This window comes from Paenibacillus sp. FSL R7-0204 (assembly GCF_038002225.1).
In the GTDB taxonomy this organism is placed as follows: Bacteria; Bacillota; Bacilli; order Paenibacillales; family Paenibacillaceae; genus Paenibacillus_AQ.
Genome location: NZ_JBBOCA010000001.1, coordinates 1,368,756 through 1,386,125, shown reverse-complemented (window position 1 = coordinate 1,386,125; position 17,370 = coordinate 1,368,756). Strand labels below are relative to the sequence as shown.

Sequence of the window (17,370 nt, the reverse complement as noted above, 5' to 3'; positions counted from 1 at the left end):
ATTTACACTTCTCCCTTCTCGTATTTAGCAAGTTTTTGTTTGAGCTCTTCCACTTCTTTTTGCAGTGCCTTCTTCTCGATATCCTTCATCATGGCATCCAGGCCGGAATCAGGAGCCGCATGAGCGCCTGCCTTCTCATAACCGGGATTGTAGCCCGGCTGTCCGCCATAGGGGCCATATCCCTGAGGTCCTTGGTGAGGAGCCTGTGGCCCGCGGCCATATTCAGATCCGCCGGAGTAGGGTCCGCCGTACGGGCCGCCCGGCCCACCAGGTCCGGGACCGAAGGGATTGTACTGGTTAGGCTCCTTGGCAATCACCATTGCTGCGATAAAGTATACTAGGATTGTAGCTCCACCGCTAAATGGAATACTGATCACCAGCAGAATCCGGAACAGTGTAGAGTCAATGCCGAGAGTCTCGGACAATCCGCCTGCCAGCCCTGTCAATACTTTGTCTCTTGTTGAACGATACAATCGGGTCATACGACTACTCCTTTCTGCCATCATTGTTCAGCTTCTCCTTTAGACGGGCCATTTCTCTTTCGAGTACGGTTGCCACAGTCTCTCCAGCCTGCACCGCATATTCCTGTCCCATCCGGCGCAAGTCGCTCAGGCTTTTGGCTTCAAGCTCCCAATCGTTCATCTTGTCTTCCAGACGGCCGAACATTTTGGGAACATCTCCGCCGCCATAAGCACCGGCTCTTTGATTCATGCGCTGCTGCAGCCGCAGCGACTCCATCCGTGCTGCATAGAACTGGCGTTTGCTGTATACCGTCTGATACTCCATTTTGAGCTCGTTCAGCTGGGATTCCAGTTCGAAAAGTGATTGCTGGCTCGTCTCCAGCAGCCCGCTGTATTGCTCCAGCTTTTCCTCGTGGATAATTTTCTCCTGCAATGCCAGCTTGGCCAGATGATCTTCGCCTGCCTTGAGTGCGAGGAGCGCCTGCTCTTCACGTTTGTTCCTCATGGCGGTAGCCTGATTCACCTGCTGCTGCAATTGCTTCGTATGAGAAGCGTACTGCTGGTACAGCCGTTCGGCCTCCCCGATCTCTTCACGGGTTGAATGTAGAAATTGATCAATCAGCTTCACCGGATCTTGGCTCTGCTCCAGTCGTTCATTCAAGTTCGCTACGGTGATGTCCCTCATTCTGCGAAAAACACTCATGATTTCCTGCTCCCTCCCTGCTTCTTAATAAGTATGGACAGTGTGTATTAGTATGTTCTGCTTTGTTTGCCCCTGAGTACCGAGATGCCCCACACTACCAGAGCAATACCCAGCAGCGGACCGATAATCCAGGAAAGCTTGGAGATCAGGGACATGACACCGATGAACAGCACCACCCAGCCGATAATCTTGCGGCCGCTCTTAATTCCGTAGTATCCGAGCACAACCAGCACTGCCGGGAACAGGATACCGAAGATTCCTGAAATCAAGTGAGGCAGAATGCCAAGCAGCATTACCGCTCCGATTACAATCAGCGCAATCGCAAGTCCGTTACCTTTGTTTCTTTGCATTTGTTATCACCGCCTTTCGCTGCTCTCTTTCTTATATCCTTATTCTAGGGCAATCCCGCATCTTTCAAAACAGACTGTGGACGGTTTTATGTACTGGACCTTAGTCGGGGATGGTTGCAGGACTGGAAGCGGCAATACATCCTGAAATATATTCTATTGCTTAAAGCAGCAAAGTATTGTTAAGCGCTTATATTTTAAATAGAAGCTTTTGTCGAATCATGTTCAGTATTTGTCCACTTTCCTATGGTAAAGTGAGATGATGTGATATATATCATTTCACAATAGATTGGAGGGATTAAATGCAAGTATCCATCATCATTTTGGCTCAACATCTGCGACTGCTCAAATCGTGCCTTGCCAGTATTGAATTATTCACAAAAGCCCCCTATGAACTGATTGTGATTAACGATGGAGGCGATGAAGCGATCAGCAGCTACTTGACTCTCCTCAAAAAAGCGCGATCCTTCTCAACCAAGGAACGAATCGGTGTATCCGCAGGATACAACCTGGGCGCTTCCTTCGCCGGCGGTGAATTCCTTGTATTCATGCGTGACCATATGATCGTGTCTGAAGAATGGCTGTCCAGCTTAATCGGCTGTGCCCGTCGGCACCCCCAAGCAGCGATGATCGGCCCCGTTAGCAATGATGTAAGCGGTCCGCAACGGCTTCCGGTGGTATGCATGGAGATGGAGCACCTGGATCATATCGCCAGATCATTCTCCCTCTCCAAAGCAGGACAAGCCAAGACTACAACCCGGCTGCTGAGCCATCTGCTTCTGATGCGCCATGATGCCTTCGATCAACTTCGAGGCTTCGATGAACAATTCGGACTGGAGTGCTACGAGGATGACGACCTAAGCTACCGTGCGCTCCAGGCAGGATACAGTTTACATATTGCCCTTGACTGCTTCGTGCGCTTTATCCAGCCTCCTCCACTGTTCCCGGAACATCCCGGCTGGTACAACGAGCAGCTGATAACCAACAAAGAGAAAGCCCGCAAGAAATGGGGCCTCGACATCACAAGTGCTCTTTATGAAATGAAACGCAGTGTCACGGTGAGTCTCTGTATGATCGTCAAGAACGAGGAATCCACTCTTGAACGCTGTCTGGACAGTGTCTCGGGACTGGTGGATGAGATCATCATTGTAGATACCGGGTCGACAGACCGAACCAAGGAAATTGCCCTCCGTTACACGGATAAGGTAGCCGATTTCATCTGGGTCAACGATTTTGCCAAGGCACGAAACTATGCCTTCAGCCTGGCAACCCAGGAATACCTGCTCTGGTTGGATGCCGATGATATTCTGCTTCCTGCAGATGCGGAGAAGTTCAGCATACTGAAGAGCGCTTTAGAATGGGATACAGATGCTGTATCCATGAATTACAACCTTGCCTTTGACGAGCATGGCAACGTATCCTCTAGTCTTACACGCAACCGTCTGGTTAAGCGGGAGAACGGCTTCCGCTGGATCGGCATTGTCCATGAGTACCTGGAGGTTAGCGGCAAGGTGCAGCGTTCGGACATCTCTATCACCCATGGCAGAGTCCACGGAAATTCTGACCGCAACCTGAATATCTACGAGAGCCGCCATGCGGCAGGCGAAATCTTCTCCACAAGGGATTTATACTACTTCGCCAATGAGCTGAGGGAACATAAGCAATGGATTAAAGCGATTTCCTTCTATGAAATGTTCCTGCAGCAGGTAGACAGCTGGATCGAGGACCGGATCAATGCCTGCGGAAGCCTCTCTGATTGCTACCGGGAGCTGGGCAATGAACAGCAGGCCAAGGCAAAAGCGCTCCAGTCTTTCTCTTATGATCTGCCCCGCGCAGAGAATTGCTGCCGAATTGGAAGCTTATACATGCTTGAGAACGACTTCAGCAAGGCCATCTTCTGGTACAAAATGGCGAGCGAGTTAACCAGGCCGCTGGACAATTACGCCATTCTTCAGCATGCCTGCTGGAGCTGGCTGCCGCATCTGCAGCTCTGTGTCTGTTATGATCGCATCGGCCAGTACGAACGGGCTAGTGCTCATAATGAAATGGCTGCAGAACACATTCCATTTGACAGCAAAGTACTGGCGAACAGAGCCTACTTTAACGGGCTTGGCGTGGCAAGACAAACATATACTTTAGGGGGAACTACTTAATGACAAAAACAAAAATCAGCTACACCGAAATTACCTGTGATACTGGAAACTCCAAAAAGGATATCAAACCCGTCCTAATGAAAACCTCCATGGCGGTTATGGTGCTTAGCCAAGCGGCCGCCGTACTGCCAAGTGCCGGATTCGGCGGTACAAGCATTGCATCAGCAGCTGAAAAGAAAGGCTTCAGCGATGTAAGCAGCAGCTCATGGATGTACAAATATGTAATGAAGATCGCTGCACTGGGGTTTGCCGAGGGAGATAATGCCGGGAATTTCAATCCAAAGGCGCCGCTTACTCATCAGGAGGCCGCAATTATGGCAGTCCGTTTCCTGGGCACCGAGGAGCCTTCTACCTCTTCGGCCAGTTCTTCGCTTGAGGTCAGTGATTGGGCAAGCATCTGGGTGCAGACAGCTATTAATGAAGGTTTAATTAAACCAGAAGAGGAAACTTCTTCGGGCTGGGGAACCCAGAATGCCAGCCGTGAATGGCTGACTAAACTCGTAATCCGTCTAATCGACAAGGAGAATGAAGCACTCGCCCTGGCCAGCGAACCACTCCCCTTCAATGATGAGAATCAAATTTCCGCTTGGGCTACTGGCTATATCAATGCAGCTTCCCAGTTAAAAGTAGTCCAAGGCTTTGAGGATAAAACGTTCAGACCAACCGCTGATGTGACCCGTGCCCAAGCGGCAGCTATTTTCAGTTTGGCAGAAAGATACGCTCCTGCCGAATCCGGTACAGTTGCCCGCGGCACCATCGTCAGCCTGACTGGCAGCAAGATTGGTGTACTGACAGAAGCAGGTCAAGTCGTCAATCTGAAGATTGACAGCACGACACTGCTCTTCGCCACTGGCGGAGCTTCCACTTCCGATATAGCAGTCGGGCAGCCGATCACGGCAATCCACAGTAACGGTACAGCTTCTTATATTGAAATCGCTGATATTACCAAAGCAGAAATTACGCTGCCGGCTCCAAAAGGCGAAACCGGGGCGACGGGTGCAGCAGGCCTGGTGGGTGCTACTGGAGCCACTGGAGCAACGGGTACAACCGGGGCAACAGGCAATGCCGGTGCCTCAGGAAATCAAGGAGCAATCGGGGCAACTGGGGCTGCAGGACCTGTCGGTGAAATTGGTTCTACGGGACCTGCGGGTGAGGCCGGTGTAACCGGAGCCACTGGCGCTACTGGTGCCACTGGCGTTACTGGCACGACTGGTGCCACTGGCGTTACTGGGGCGACTGGTGCCACTGGCGTTACTGGCACGACTGGTGCCACTGGCGTTACTGGCACGACTGGCGCGACTGGTGCCACTGGCGTTACTGGCGCGACTGGCGACACTGGCGCTACTGGTGCCACTGGTGCCACTGGCGTTACTGGCACGACTGGCGCGACTGGTGCCACTGGCGACACTGGGGCGACTGGTGCCACTGGCGTTACTGGCGCGACTGGCGACACTGGCGCGACTGGTGCCACTGGTGCCACTGGCGTTACTGGCGCGACTGGCGACACTGGCGCGACTGGCGCGACTGGTGCCACTGGTGCCACTGGCGTTACTGGCGCGACTGGCGACACTGGCGCGACTGGTGCCACTGGCGTTACTGGCGCGACTGGCGACACTGGCGCTACTGGCGCGACTGGTGCCACTGGTGCCACTGGCGTTACTGGCACGACTGGTGCCACTGGCGTTACTGGCGACACTGGAGCGACTGGGGCGACTGGCGTTACTGGCGCGACTGGCGACACTGGGGCGACTGGGGCCACTGGTGCCACTGGCACGACTGGTACGACTGGTACCACTGGCGACACTGGGGCGACTGGTGCCACTGGCGTTACTGGCGCGACTGGCGACACTGGCGCTACTGGCGCGACTGGTGCCACTGGTGCCACTGGTGCCACTGGTGTTACTGGAACTACCGGTGCTACGGGAACTACTGGCGCTACAGGACAGAATTCTGCAGTCTATATCCCGTTCACTTCAGGTAGTACAACCCAAATTACAACTACATCAGGTGGATATTCCGGTCAACTTGCACTTCTAGGTTTCGGCAATGCAGGAAATGTAACAAGTTCGGGAGGATTTATTGATCTGACGGGCGCATCTAATTTAAACATTAATTATGGGTTCTCTCTACCAGGCAATGGAATCATTACTTCTTTAAGCGGATACTTCTCATCTACAACTCCATTAAACTTAGTTGGAACCACTATAACCATTACAGCACAATTGTACTCCAGCAATGGAGATAACAATTTCACTCCAATTCCGGGTGCTGAAGTGACATTAACACCTCCACTAACAGGAATAACATCCGTGGGTACGATCAGCAGAGGTATAACTACAGGCTTGTACATCCCTGTCACTGCCGAAACACGGCTAATGATGGTTTACTCGGCAACAGCAGCAGGCATTACTCTTACAAACAACATTGAGGGTTACATGAGCAGCGGCGTTAATATTACGATGAATTAACTGTCTTAATTGATTGATTGGATGCTTTAACTAAAGGCATTTCCCAGGTAGATTTCTACCATGGAGATGCCTTTTTATTGTCCGACAAATCAAGACTGTCCCGCCCCACTTGCAGGATATTCCAGGGTTGGCCATAATATTGGGAGAATGCCTGATTACTAAAGGAGTCATGCCCATGAAGACACTACTCATCGTTGAAGACGATCAAAGCTTGAACAAGGGGATAGCCCTGTCACTTGCCCATAATGAATTGCATATTGAACAAGCCTATTCACTGGCAATGGCTGATCAGATTATCTCCTCAACCCCAATCGATCTCATTCTGCTGGATGTGAACCTTCCGGACGGAAGCGGACTGGATTACTGCGAAAGAATCCGCGGAACCTCGCAGGTGCCGATTATCTTCCTGACGGCCAACGACATGGAACCGGATATTGTAACCGGATTTGCTCTGGGGGCTGATGATTATATTACCAAACCGTTCAGTCTGATGATTCTGCGGGCCAGGGTAATGGCCGTCCTGAGAAGAAGTGATGCGCTTACCAGTGAGAGGATCGTTGTAGGCCTGCTTGAATTTGATTTTGGCAAAATGGAGTACTTCAAGAACGGCCGGCCGCTGCTGCTGAGCAAATCCGAACAGAAACTGCTGCGCATACTGGTAACGAATAGGGGAAACATTCTGACCCGTGAGCAGCTGATCGACAAAACGTGGAGCCAGGAGGCGGTATTCGTGGATGAGAATGCACTAACGGTAGCCATCAAAAGATTGCGGGCCAAGATCGAAGAGGATCCCTCTTCGCCTCAATATATCAAAACTGTATATGGTTTAGGGTATACATGGACAGAAGGTCCTGTTCTATGAAGAGACAAGAACGGCTGCCGCTTAACCAATTGGTGAATCTGGCATTTGCTGCAGCTTTTATCATTCTGGTGCTGGTATATGTGACTTGTATTATATTACTGGAGATCACTGGTTCATCGCTGCTAGGACTCTCTCTTCTATTCATAATCTGCATGCTGATCCTTGGAGGTGCCTGGTCCCGGTCGCTCCGGAATATGGTTACTTCTTTCATGGGAAAGGTAGAGACATTGGTAGACAATGCTACTCACGGGCGTAAGCCCACTTATAATTATGAAGAAACCCTGCTCTCCTCCATAGAACATAAATTAATGCGGTACATAGAGATTGCAAGAGTGAACGGACAGAATCTGGAAACGGAAAAGAACAAAATTAAAGAACTGATCTCGGACATCTCCCACCAGACCAAAACACCCTTATCCAATATTATGATCTACAGCCAGTTGCTTGAGGAAAGTCTGGTGAAGGATGAACATGCGCTTCAGCTTGCTGTACAAGTTAAAAAACAGTCGGAAAAACTCGACTGGCTGATCCAATCCCTGATCAAACTGTCCAGGCTGGAGACGGGCATGATCTCTTTGCGCATGGAGCCTTGTCCTGTGATCCGTGCGGTTTCTGAAGCAGTCTCCCATATCCTCATCCAGGCAGAGAACAGCCGCATCACTATCAGTATAAACTGTGAACCTCACATCACAGCGTGCTACGACCCCAAATGGACAACCGAAGTGTTATTCAATCTGCTGGAGAATGCTGTGAAATATTCAGAACCAGGGGGCAGTATCCATATCACTGCGGAAGCAAATGAGATGTTTATATGCCTGGATATCGCAGATACCGGCCGTGGAATCTCCCAGGAAGAGCTGCCCCAAATCTTCAGGAGGTTCTACCGGGGAAAGAATGTGCGCGATGCAGAAGGAGTGGGAATTGGGCTATTCCTGGCACGGGAGATCATCACCGCTCAAGGCGGACATATGAAAGCTGCTTCTGTGCCCGGACAAGGCACTGTGTTCTCGATCTTCCTGCCGCTATTCTGAATATGTCCATTCCGTCAGATTTCAGACACTCTCCTGTTAGATTTGTCTGATACCTTGTAGAGGTGGATACGAACATACGCACAGGAGGAATATAACATGTCTATTCTACGAATAGAGAATCTCAAGAAATATTATGGAAAAGGAGAGCATACGGTCAAAGCCCTGGATGACGTGTCTATAAATGTAGAAAAAGGGGAGTTCGTGGCAATCGTCGGCACGAGCGGCAGCGGAAAAAGCACGCTGCTTCACATGCTTGGCGGTCTGGACCGGGCTACAGAGGGTAAGGTTTATGTCAACGGGCATGATATTTTTCAGATGAGTGATGAGAAGCTGACCATCTTCAGACGCCGTTCTGTAGGATTTGTCTTCCAGAGTTATAACCTGGTGCCGATCCTGAGTGTGCTGGCAAATATCGTCCTGCCCATTGAGCTTGACGGTGGCCAGATTGACCAGGAATATCTGAACCTGATTATCACAAGTCTGGGGCTGCAGGATAAAGTTGGTAACCTGCCTTCTGCGCTCTCCGGAGGCCAGCAGCAGCGTGTAGCTATCGCAAGAGCGCTTGCCACCAAACCTTCCATTATTCTGGCCGATGAGCCCACCGGCAATCTGGACAGCAGGACCAGCCAGGAGGTACTTATCCTGCTGAAACAGCTCAGTGTCAAATTCGACCAGACCATTGTAATGATCACACATAACGAGAGCATTGCACAGATGGCGGACCGGATCATCCGCATTGAGGACGGCAGGCTTGCCGTGGGATCGGCGCAGGCCCACGGGGAGAGCCGGTTATGATCGCGACGAACAACCGGAAGACCATATTAAATCTGGCGATGACTAGCCTGAGAGCCAACCGGCTGCGGAATCTGGCTGCCATCTGCGCCATTATACTGACTACACTGCTCATCACCTCCATTTTCACCATGGCTCTAAGCATTAACCAATCCATGCAATACGCACAGATGAAGACAGTCGGAAGTGACTTTCACGGAGGATTTAAATATCTTAGCCCGGAACAAGTGGAGACGCTGCTGAAGCACCCTTCCATTAAACAATCCTCTCTCTCCCTTAATTCAGGCATATTACATAATAAAGTGTTCGACCAGGACCGGGTTGAGGTGCTGCAGGTTGACCAGAATTACGCTGATCACGGCTTCATAGAATTTGTTGAAGGGGGATTGCCTGCCGGAGAGAATGAGGTTGCCCTGAATACCTGGGTTCTGGGCAAGCTAGGGGTGCAGCCGGAGCTCGGGAAGGAAATCACACTGCAGATCGATACCGGAGAACGGATCATTAACCGCAAATTCACCTTGTCGGGCTATTATGAAGCGGACAAACAATTGGCGATGGCGGGTCTGGCTTTTGTCTCCAAGGCCTTTACCGATAAAAACCTCTCAGACATTGATCCCGTACAATCGAAGGAAAGCGGATCCTACGTAAACACCTCAGAACTGAGTGTCATGTTCAACAATTCATTTCATATTGAGAAAAAAATGAACAGGATTCTAGCTGATACGAGAATTACAGCTCCTATCGGGATCAATTGGGCCTACTCCAGCGTATCTTTGGCGGACAATGTTGAGAATATCCTTCCATATGCCGCAGTTATCTTTATCATTATGCTTAGCGGCTACCTGCTTATTTACAATATTTTTTATATTTCGGTGGTCCGGGATGTGAAGTTCTACGGCCTGCTGAAAATGATTGGCACCACCCCGAGACAACTGAGGAGAATCATCGCTATTCAAGCCAGGCTGCTGTACCTCATTGCCCTGCCGTTCGGCCTTGGCTCCGGCTATATGACCGGCAGATGGGTTACACCTCTGACCACTTCGCTATCCGGGGAGTTAAAAGGAAATTCTCTTTCATCCAGTCCATGGATATTTGCAGGGGCTGCCCTCTTCTCCTTCCTGACCGTGTGGATCGCAGCGCATAAGCCGGGCCGGCTGGCAGCGGACATCACCCCGGTGGAAGCCGTTAAATTCTCAGGCGTTCAGAATAGCGGAAAAAGAACCCTCAAGCCATCCAAGCATGGAGCCAGACTATACCGGATGTCGTTCTCCAACCTGTTCCGGAGCAAGAAGAAGCTGAGCCTGATGTTATCCTCGCTCTTCTTAAGCATTCTGCTATTTAACACGATATTTACGGTGATCTCCTCTATGGATGTCAATAAATATCTCAGTGCATATATTCATGGAGATTATATGATTCACAACAAGGGAATTATCCAGCAGGAGGGGGAACGCTCAGTCAATGAAACCGAGCTGTCCGAGGAACTGTGTGCGAAGCTGAAGCATCTGGACGGTGTGGAAAGTATCGATAAAGTATATTATACCCTCTTCTCTTATCCTCCGGATGATTCCGTCCGTGCTTCAGCAGAGTCTTCAGCCACTCCCTCCGCCATTCCCGCCAAAGTTCATACCCAACTCTACGGGCTAGATTCCGGCTGGTACGATCTCGCAGATCAGGATGTACTCGAAGGTCACTTTAACAGGGAACAATTTGATTCCGGAGATTACATACTGGTAGCGGAGACTCTTACAGGGCCAGGTGCTTATACAAGCTACTATCATCCCGGGGATACTATCAGCTATTCCGGATTGAAGAGGAGATACGAAGTGATGGCCGTGCTGAAATATAATGCTTTCTATGCAGCAACCAGTCAAACGTATTTCGGTAACGGCTACAATGCCTTTTTGCCTGCAGCCGAACTCCGGCAAGCCACCTTGGAGAGCGGGACTCCGGCAGACATCCTCTCGCTTACCCTGAATGCAGCCCCCGGCAAGCTTAATGAAACGGGGCAACATATCAGGGAGGCTATCCGCCCGCTGGATGCTCTGCAGCTGAAATCAAGAGAAGACTACAGGGAGGAGCTAAGTGATAATATCCGTATTTTTCAGATTATAGGGTATGGACTTAGCCTCGTAATTGCACTTATTGGCCTGCTTAATTACATTAATTCTGTCCTGACCGGAGTGATCGCACGCAGGCATGAATTTGCCGTTCTAGAGAGCATTGGAATGACCAAACAGCAGCTCAAGCGTATGCTCGTCTACGAAGGCATGTACACCGTGCTTCTCACTGCGCTGCTTACCTCTACTATAGGCGTGCTGCTGACTTACTGCACCGCCAGGGGTATTGCCGCAGGGATGGCCTACATGGAATTCCGGATGATGTGGCTGCCGTTTATTCTGATCATCCCGATCCTGGCAGTCCTCTCTTATCTCATCACCTTAAGCGCCTATAAGCCGCTCGCCCGCAGCCCGATCGTCGAAAGGCTCCGTGAAATGGAATAAAGACATGCTGAAACAGCCGGATGCTCTAATAGAGTACCGGCTGTTGCTGTTATAAGATATGAAATATAGCTTAATAATAGCGTACCTGAACAGTCAGCAGAATGTGGTTATTCGCTCTCAGTGTACCGACTGCTGCTGCGGTTGTGTATCAAGTGTTGCTTGAGTAGCCGCCGGCTGTGGCTTACTACGGAAAAGAGTCACCAAAACCACAGCCCCGATAATGATCACGGCTGCGATCAGGGTGTTCAGGGTAAGCTGTTCGCCTACCAGCAGCCAGCCAAGCAGCACAGCGACAACCGGATTAACGAAGGCATACGTGGAGACGAGGGTAGCGTCAGCATTCTTAAGCAGCCAGATATAGGCTGTGTAGCCGACAATGGAGCCGAAGGTGATCAGGTAGGCCAGAGCCAGGTACGAGCGCATAGAAATGCCGGAGAGTTCAAGTCTGGACCAGTCGCCGGTAAAATAAGAGAAAATCACCAGCAGCGCGCCTCCTGTTAGCATCTGCGCCGCTGTCGCCATCAAGGGTGAACCCGGCATGGTCGCGCTTCGGGAGTACATGGACCCTACTGCCCAGCTTATGGAAGCTGCCAGCACGGTAATAATTCCGATCAGATCGGTAGCGGTCCCCGTCTCCCCCTTCCCCGGCTGGAAGACCAGTACGGCGATGCCGAGCAGTCCAAGAACGATTCCTGCGATGACTCCGGTATTCGGCCGTTTGCCGCCGCGTCCAAGCCAGCCCATCAGCATCATCCAGACAGGCACTGCCGCCACGATTAGCGAAGCGATGGAGGAAGAGACTCTTTGCTCTGCCCAGGCCACAACCCCGTTGCCCCCAAGCAGCAGCAAGGCGCCGACAATCGCAGAGGCACGCCATTCACGCTTTACCGGACGTTTCGCTCCGCTTACTCTGGCAATGAGGTACAGGACCACACCTGCCGCAAAAAAGCGGACCCCCGCCATCAGAAAAGGCGGTATCGACTCGATGGCAATCTTCATGCCGACATAGGTGCCTCCCCAAAATAAATACACAAATAAGAGTGCTATTCCCACCACATATAACTGATTCATTTTCCCCTTATGCTTCAAGCCGCGTCATCCCTTTTCCCTAAAAACAGGTTTATGAGGGGTCTCCCGTTCTATCATTTATAAGAATATCCCCTGGGCAATATTATAGCATGATCCCTCCCTGTACATTGACTAATCGTTAGAGTATCTCAATGTTAGCGGCTGGTTCTCGTCAAGCCCTACTTTCTCCACATCTCCCTCTTCAATAGTATTATTAATAAAAAGTTTCCAGTGCTTCTCTTTATCATTTTTTATATCATCTACCTTAATTATTTGTCCTTTCTGATCTTTTTCGATTAGCATCCCCTGTTCAGCATTGTCTGAAATGGCCTGAAGTGCTTTCCAGACTGTGGGGTTATCATCAATAATCTTAACGGTCTGAAGAAACAAAATATCATCTTCATTATAAATAACTACATTAACGTTTGTTTCCACATCTCCTTGACCTGTGTATTTTACGCCATGATACTCAGGAGAAATCCCATCCCCCTTTTTACTTCCGCATGCTGTTAACGATAATGCAGTAACAATAACAATTACCAAAACTAATATACTGAAAACGGGTTTTGTAGAATTCACTTTAGATTGAAACACTATTATTTCCCCCTTAAATAATATATTCAGCTATTTGCTTTCCCTCGCTCATTCACTAAACCGGATTCGTTCCATCAAGCTCTCCTTGCTTAAGCGCCACTGCATGTAGAAGGTAGTCCCTATTTGAACTGTGAAATAGGCGAACAATAGGGTTAGCATGGCTGTCATTGGCAGTTGATATTGGACATAGGCGGCGGATTGCTTGAAAATTTCAACGCCAAAATATCCTGCTGGAATGCCCAGTGAAAAAGTGAACAACAGACTGATTAAGATCACCATTAAGCCTTCACTGCCTAATTGTAAAATCAGCTGACTCCGCGACAGTCCAATAGCTTCAATTAAGCTAATTTCCCGCTTTCTAGAATTCATACTCGTTAAATTTGAATTTATTAAATTAAATATGCTAATAATCATTAATGCTGAAATAAGACCATTAGCCGCCAATTGAAGCACTTTTTTCATTCCATTGAACTCTTGATATATTTCTTGAAAAGAAGTGAATGTTATTCTTCTATCAGTATTTGCAATCCCTTTGAGAGTTTGCTCTACCTTCCCTTGTTGTCCTTGATCAACTAAAACACTAATCTGTTTTATACGTTGATCTAAACCCAATCGTTTGAACAAATCCTGATGAGCAATAAGAACTCCACCTTCTGAAGAATCACCTTTATAAGTAACATAGTTAGGCAAAACACCAACAATAGTGAATTCACGTTCTTTCTTTCCTTCTCCGTACTGAGCCATCCGAATTTTATCTCCCACATGGTAGCTTCCATCTTCTGCAATTGCGATGAGATTATCACCATTTCTCAGTTCCATAAGCATAGAATCATCTTTCCCAAGTCTTTTAATTGTATTTGTCATTAAGGCATCATCATAAGCATAAATATCCGTTTGAATTTCCGGGTTCCTTATACCCGCCAAGTCTTTGAGGTGAAGTTGTGCATCCTGCTTGTTATAAATCAAGACATCATACATTTCTGTTAATACTGTCTTGACACCAGTAATAGCATCTACTTGGTTTATAACTTTGTTATTTAACAGATCTAGGTTTACATCAGTTCCACGGTAAGCAGCAGTACTTAATTTATAATCACCAGGCACCATACTTCCAGCCATATTATTAATATTAATACTACTAAGAATACTCCCAGTGACCACAAAAATAAGTCCTGTCAGGGTAATCGATGTTATGGTAACCCAAGTGCGTTTACGGTATCGGATCAATTGTGCCAATACCAAGGTGAACCCGCTAAATGAATTTTTGAATTTTTTTTTGGTCTTATGCCTTTTCTTTCCTAAATCTTCAGCGGGATTGTAACGAATAGCTGCAATCTCCGTAATTCCTCCTACTTTTTTAGCAGGAATATAAACAGAAAATACAACGAGAATCAGACCTGTAATTAAAGCAATACAAGCAATGTTAGGAGACAGTTGAACATATAATTCGGAGCCACCACTAGCCATATGTCCTAAGAAGGGGATAAATGCCGCGCTCCCCCCTACACCCAGCAAAAGCCCCATAGAACTCCCAACCAGCGAAATTATAAGTCCTTCCGTAAGAATCATCTTTCGCAGTTGATTAGGAGTCATTCCTATTGCTTTCATCATCCCAAATAAACGGATCTGTTCTGATATATATATATTGAATATGTTATAAATAACCATGGCTGCACTAATTATAATTACAAAAACAACAATGGTTACTTTCAGAATAGATAACGGATTCTGCTCATATGCGCCATTGTAACGTTCATTTAATTGTATTTGATCATCTTTTAGCTGAGAGCCCTCACCAATTTTGTGAGCCGTAGATGAAGCATTAAAGTCTGAATTCAAAAGAGCAAATAAAACAACATCCGGGTTAGGACTATATTGCCTGGAAAGGTTTTGAGAAATAAACATCAGACCAGCTCTAACCGTTTTACGTACGGCGATATCATCAATAATGCCAACTAGCTTAAATTTTTTTGTTATATGTTCTGTTTCCCCTGCATTCATAACTTGCAAATTCAATGGAATTACTACTCCTATGTTAGGAGAAAAGCCAAGTTCCTCAATTACCCATTTATCCAATACAATTTCGTCGTCAGTGACCGGAGCCCTCCCTTGCATTAATTGAATCAGTCCTTCATTAATTCCCTCTATATAACTTATAGCCATATTAATATTCAATTTTTCAAACGTGTCCGACTTAACATTTTTACTGATATAGGAAACATAGTGCTTTTTTATCTTCGGATTATTCTCAATAGCTTGTTGCTGCTCCGGCAACAAATGCTCATACTGCACATGATAGGCACCTAACTCATTAATCGCTTCTCGCTTGCTCCTCTGGTCGTCAGAGTAAAAATAAGTCAGCACTACAAAAATTAAGGCTACGGCTAAAGCCACTGTACCTACAGTCAATAATGTCCGGCTTTGGTGATGACGTAGATTTTTCAGGGATACATTGTGGACAGTAATCGTATTTTTCATCCTTCTACCTCTACTGCTATGGAACCGTCCACCACCCGAACAGTCCGACCTGCAAGCTTAGCCACTTCGTCATTATGCGTTACAACAATCAAAGTCTGATTATATTTCTCTACGGATAAACGCAGCAAATCCAAAACGTTATTGCTAGAACGGCTATCGAGATTTCCTGTGGGTTCATCTGCGAGCACAATAGCCGGTCTAGCTGCCAATGCACGGGCAATTGCCACCCTTTGCTGCTGGCCGCCAGACAATACTGTGGGCAGACTGGCCCGCTTTTCATAGATCCCCAAAGTATTTAAAATATCTTCAATATAGCTAACATCTGCTTTCTTCCCATCCAGCCCAATGGGTAAAATGATGTTCTCCCACACATTAAGTGAGGGTACCAAATTAAAAGCCTGAAACACAAATCCGATTTGGCGGCGGCGAAACACTGCTAGTTGACTCATAGGCAATGTATAAATGGAAGTCCCATTTATGATGACCTCACCGCTTGTAGGAGCATCCAACCCCCCAATGATGTGCATTAATGTACTTTTGCCTGCACCAGACTGTCCAACAATAGAGATAAACTCACCTTTCGCCACTGAGAAATCAACATTGTGGATTGCCTTCACTTGACCTTCTCCACTGCCATAATATTTACATAACTTCTTTCCTTCTAAAATCAAATTAAAGCCTCCCTTTATACGTGGATACAAAAATATCCTCCCCTAAGTGGTTCTCTAGGAAAGGATATCCAATAGTTATCTATTATTTATCAACTTTGGTGCAGCAAAACCGAAACTTTCACACAGGCGCCACCTGATTTATTGTTCGTTAGCTGAATACTGCCCCCTTGCTTCTCAGCCAGTACCTTGCAAATATTCAACCCCATGCCATAATTGCTCTCCTCAGCTTCCGCCTTGCTTGTATAAAATGGCGTGGTAGCAAGCTTCAGATCCTGACTTGAGAACCCTTTGCCATCATCATTAACTGTAATCGAAAAGAATCCTTTAACAAATTCAAAACGTACAGAAATCGTCTGACTTGCATAACGAAGCGAATTGGCAATCATATTTTCGTATATCCTGGTAACCATTCCTGTATCAATGTTCAACGATTGTTCAGCGATTTGATTTTCAAATGATAATTCCAATGAATGTTCCCGTGCCAGAAATTCAGCCAAACTGCTTAGTTGTTTCAAAAAAACGGAAACCTCTACTTTCGTCAGGGCTACCGATATATCTTCGAGTTTTTGCGCCTCGCCCATAATTTGCACATAATTCTCCAGCCGTAATATATGTATACTCATAGTTGTTATCGTATCCAGCAGCTTCTCCTTGCTTATTTTATCTTCTGGCAGATATCTATTTAAAAAATCCGCGTAACCTCTTAATACTGTCAGCGGTGTCCGGAGATCATGTGAAAAAGCTGCATTCAACTGTTTTCTGTCCTCTATAGAACGCCACATCTGACGGTTGTTATCCTCCAAAGCAGCTCTCATGCTCTCAAAAGACCTGCACAGCTGCCCCATTTCATCTTCGCTATATTGCGGAATATGAAAATCCAAGTCATTATTGGATATTTTAGTAGATGCTTCGCGCAAAATCCTAATTGGTTGTTTGAGCTTATTATTGTAAAACAACAAAGAAGCCGCCAGGGTAGCTAGCCCAAAAAATATCAAAATGGACCAGGAATCCAAAAAACCACAAAACTTAATGATTTGTTCGTCTGTATAAGAATAGTCTGTATTAAAGTCCTTCATGTTAAAGACAATGGCTGGATTCTCAATATCCGCTGAGGTGTAAGAAGGATTATACTTTAAAAACATATTATTACGTATCTGGCCTGCCCCAGTAATGGTGATCATACTAAGGAGTCCGGCAAGAAGGACAAATACAAGCATATAGATCATAAATGTCACCCT

At 47.5% G+C, this 17,370-nt stretch carries 14 protein-coding genes; 6 read left to right on the top strand and 8 right to left on the bottom strand.

Translation table 11 applies throughout. The features are described from left to right. Positions 1-2: 2 nt before the first annotated feature. From MKX42_RS06285 to MKX42_RS06275, 3 genes are read right to left on the bottom strand one after another with little or no spacing between them, the layout of a single operon-like run. A complete protein-coding gene (locus tag MKX42_RS06285; RefSeq protein WP_340751750.1) occupies positions 3-482 on the bottom strand; it encodes a PspC domain-containing protein in 480 nt (159 codons plus the stop codon). A gap of 4 nt (positions 483-486) precedes the next feature. Further along, positions 487-1,164, bottom strand: coding sequence for a PspA/IM30 family protein (locus tag MKX42_RS06280; protein WP_036731140.1), 678 nt, complete (start codon positions 1,162-1,164; stop codon positions 487-489). Between the two features lie 47 nt (positions 1,165-1,211). Then, positions 1,212-1,514 (bottom strand): LiaF transmembrane domain-containing protein, encoded by a 303-nt coding sequence (locus tag MKX42_RS06275; RefSeq protein WP_036731138.1) that lies wholly within the window; start codon positions 1,512-1,514, stop codon positions 1,212-1,214. Between the two features lie 299 nt (positions 1,515-1,813). On the opposite strand from MKX42_RS06275, the gene MKX42_RS06270 reads away from it, so the two are divergent. The 6 genes from MKX42_RS06270 (at position 1,814) to MKX42_RS06245 (ending at position 11,321) form a co-directional block, all read left to right on the top strand. Next, positions 1,814-3,664, top strand: coding sequence for a glycosyltransferase (locus MKX42_RS06270; protein WP_340751749.1), 1,851 nt, complete (start codon positions 1,814-1,816; stop codon positions 3,662-3,664). Next, entirely contained in the window at positions 3,664-6,132 is a 2,469-nt protein-coding gene (locus MKX42_RS06265) for an exosporium glycoprotein BclB-related protein (RefSeq protein WP_340751748.1), read from the top strand. The genes MKX42_RS06270 and MKX42_RS06265 overlap by 1 nt, the downstream gene beginning before the upstream one ends. A 175-nt stretch (positions 6,133-6,307) precedes the next feature. Continuing rightward, positions 6,308-6,994, top strand: a complete 687-nt coding sequence (locus MKX42_RS06260) for a response regulator transcription factor (RefSeq protein WP_339251096.1) — start codon at positions 6,308-6,310, stop codon at positions 6,992-6,994. Beyond that, positions 6,991-8,025: a sensor histidine kinase gene (locus MKX42_RS06255; protein WP_340751746.1), complete on the top strand. Its 1,035-nt coding sequence runs from the start codon at positions 6,991-6,993 to the stop codon at positions 8,023-8,025. The genes MKX42_RS06260 and MKX42_RS06255 overlap by 4 nt, the downstream gene beginning before the upstream one ends. 96 nt (positions 8,026-8,121) lie before the next feature. After that, positions 8,122-8,820, top strand: coding sequence for an ABC transporter ATP-binding protein (locus tag MKX42_RS06250; RefSeq protein ID WP_340751745.1), 699 nt, complete (start codon positions 8,122-8,124; stop codon positions 8,818-8,820). After that, positions 8,817-11,321, top strand: a complete 2,505-nt coding sequence (locus MKX42_RS06245) for an ABC transporter permease (protein ID WP_340751744.1) — start codon at positions 8,817-8,819, stop codon at positions 11,319-11,321. Before MKX42_RS06250 ends, MKX42_RS06245 begins: the two co-directional genes overlap by 4 nt. A 117-nt stretch (positions 11,322-11,438) precedes the next feature. On the opposite strand, the gene MKX42_RS06240 is transcribed toward MKX42_RS06245, so the two are convergent. The 5 genes from MKX42_RS06240 to MKX42_RS06220 all read right to left on the bottom strand — a co-directional run bounded on the left by MKX42_RS06240 (position 11,439) and on the right by MKX42_RS06220 (position 17,358). After that, complete coding sequence (locus MKX42_RS06240) at positions 11,439-12,392, bottom strand: EamA family transporter (RefSeq protein ID WP_340757628.1); 954 nt, start codon at positions 12,390-12,392, stop codon at positions 11,439-11,441. Positions 12,393-12,521: 129 nt separating this feature from the next. Then, positions 12,522-12,983: a hypothetical protein gene (locus tag MKX42_RS06235; protein ID WP_340751743.1), complete on the bottom strand. Its 462-nt coding sequence runs from the start codon at positions 12,981-12,983 to the stop codon at positions 12,522-12,524. 48 nt (positions 12,984-13,031) lie between these two features. Further along, complete coding sequence (locus tag MKX42_RS06230) at positions 13,032-15,461, bottom strand: ABC transporter permease (protein WP_340751742.1); 2,430 nt, start codon at positions 15,459-15,461, stop codon at positions 13,032-13,034. Continuing rightward, positions 15,458-16,132 carry an ABC transporter ATP-binding protein gene (locus MKX42_RS06225; protein ID WP_036731124.1) on the bottom strand — a complete coding sequence of 225 codons (675 nt, stop codon included), beginning with the start codon at positions 16,130-16,132 and terminating at the stop codon, positions 15,458-15,460. Before MKX42_RS06225 ends, MKX42_RS06230 begins: the two co-directional genes overlap by 4 nt. Before the next feature lie 89 nt (positions 16,133-16,221). After that, on the bottom strand, positions 16,222-17,358 hold the full coding sequence (locus MKX42_RS06220; RefSeq protein WP_340751741.1) for a HAMP domain-containing sensor histidine kinase: 1,137 nt from the start codon (positions 17,356-17,358) through the stop codon (positions 16,222-16,224). Between the last annotated feature and the right edge of the window lie 12 nt (positions 17,359-17,370).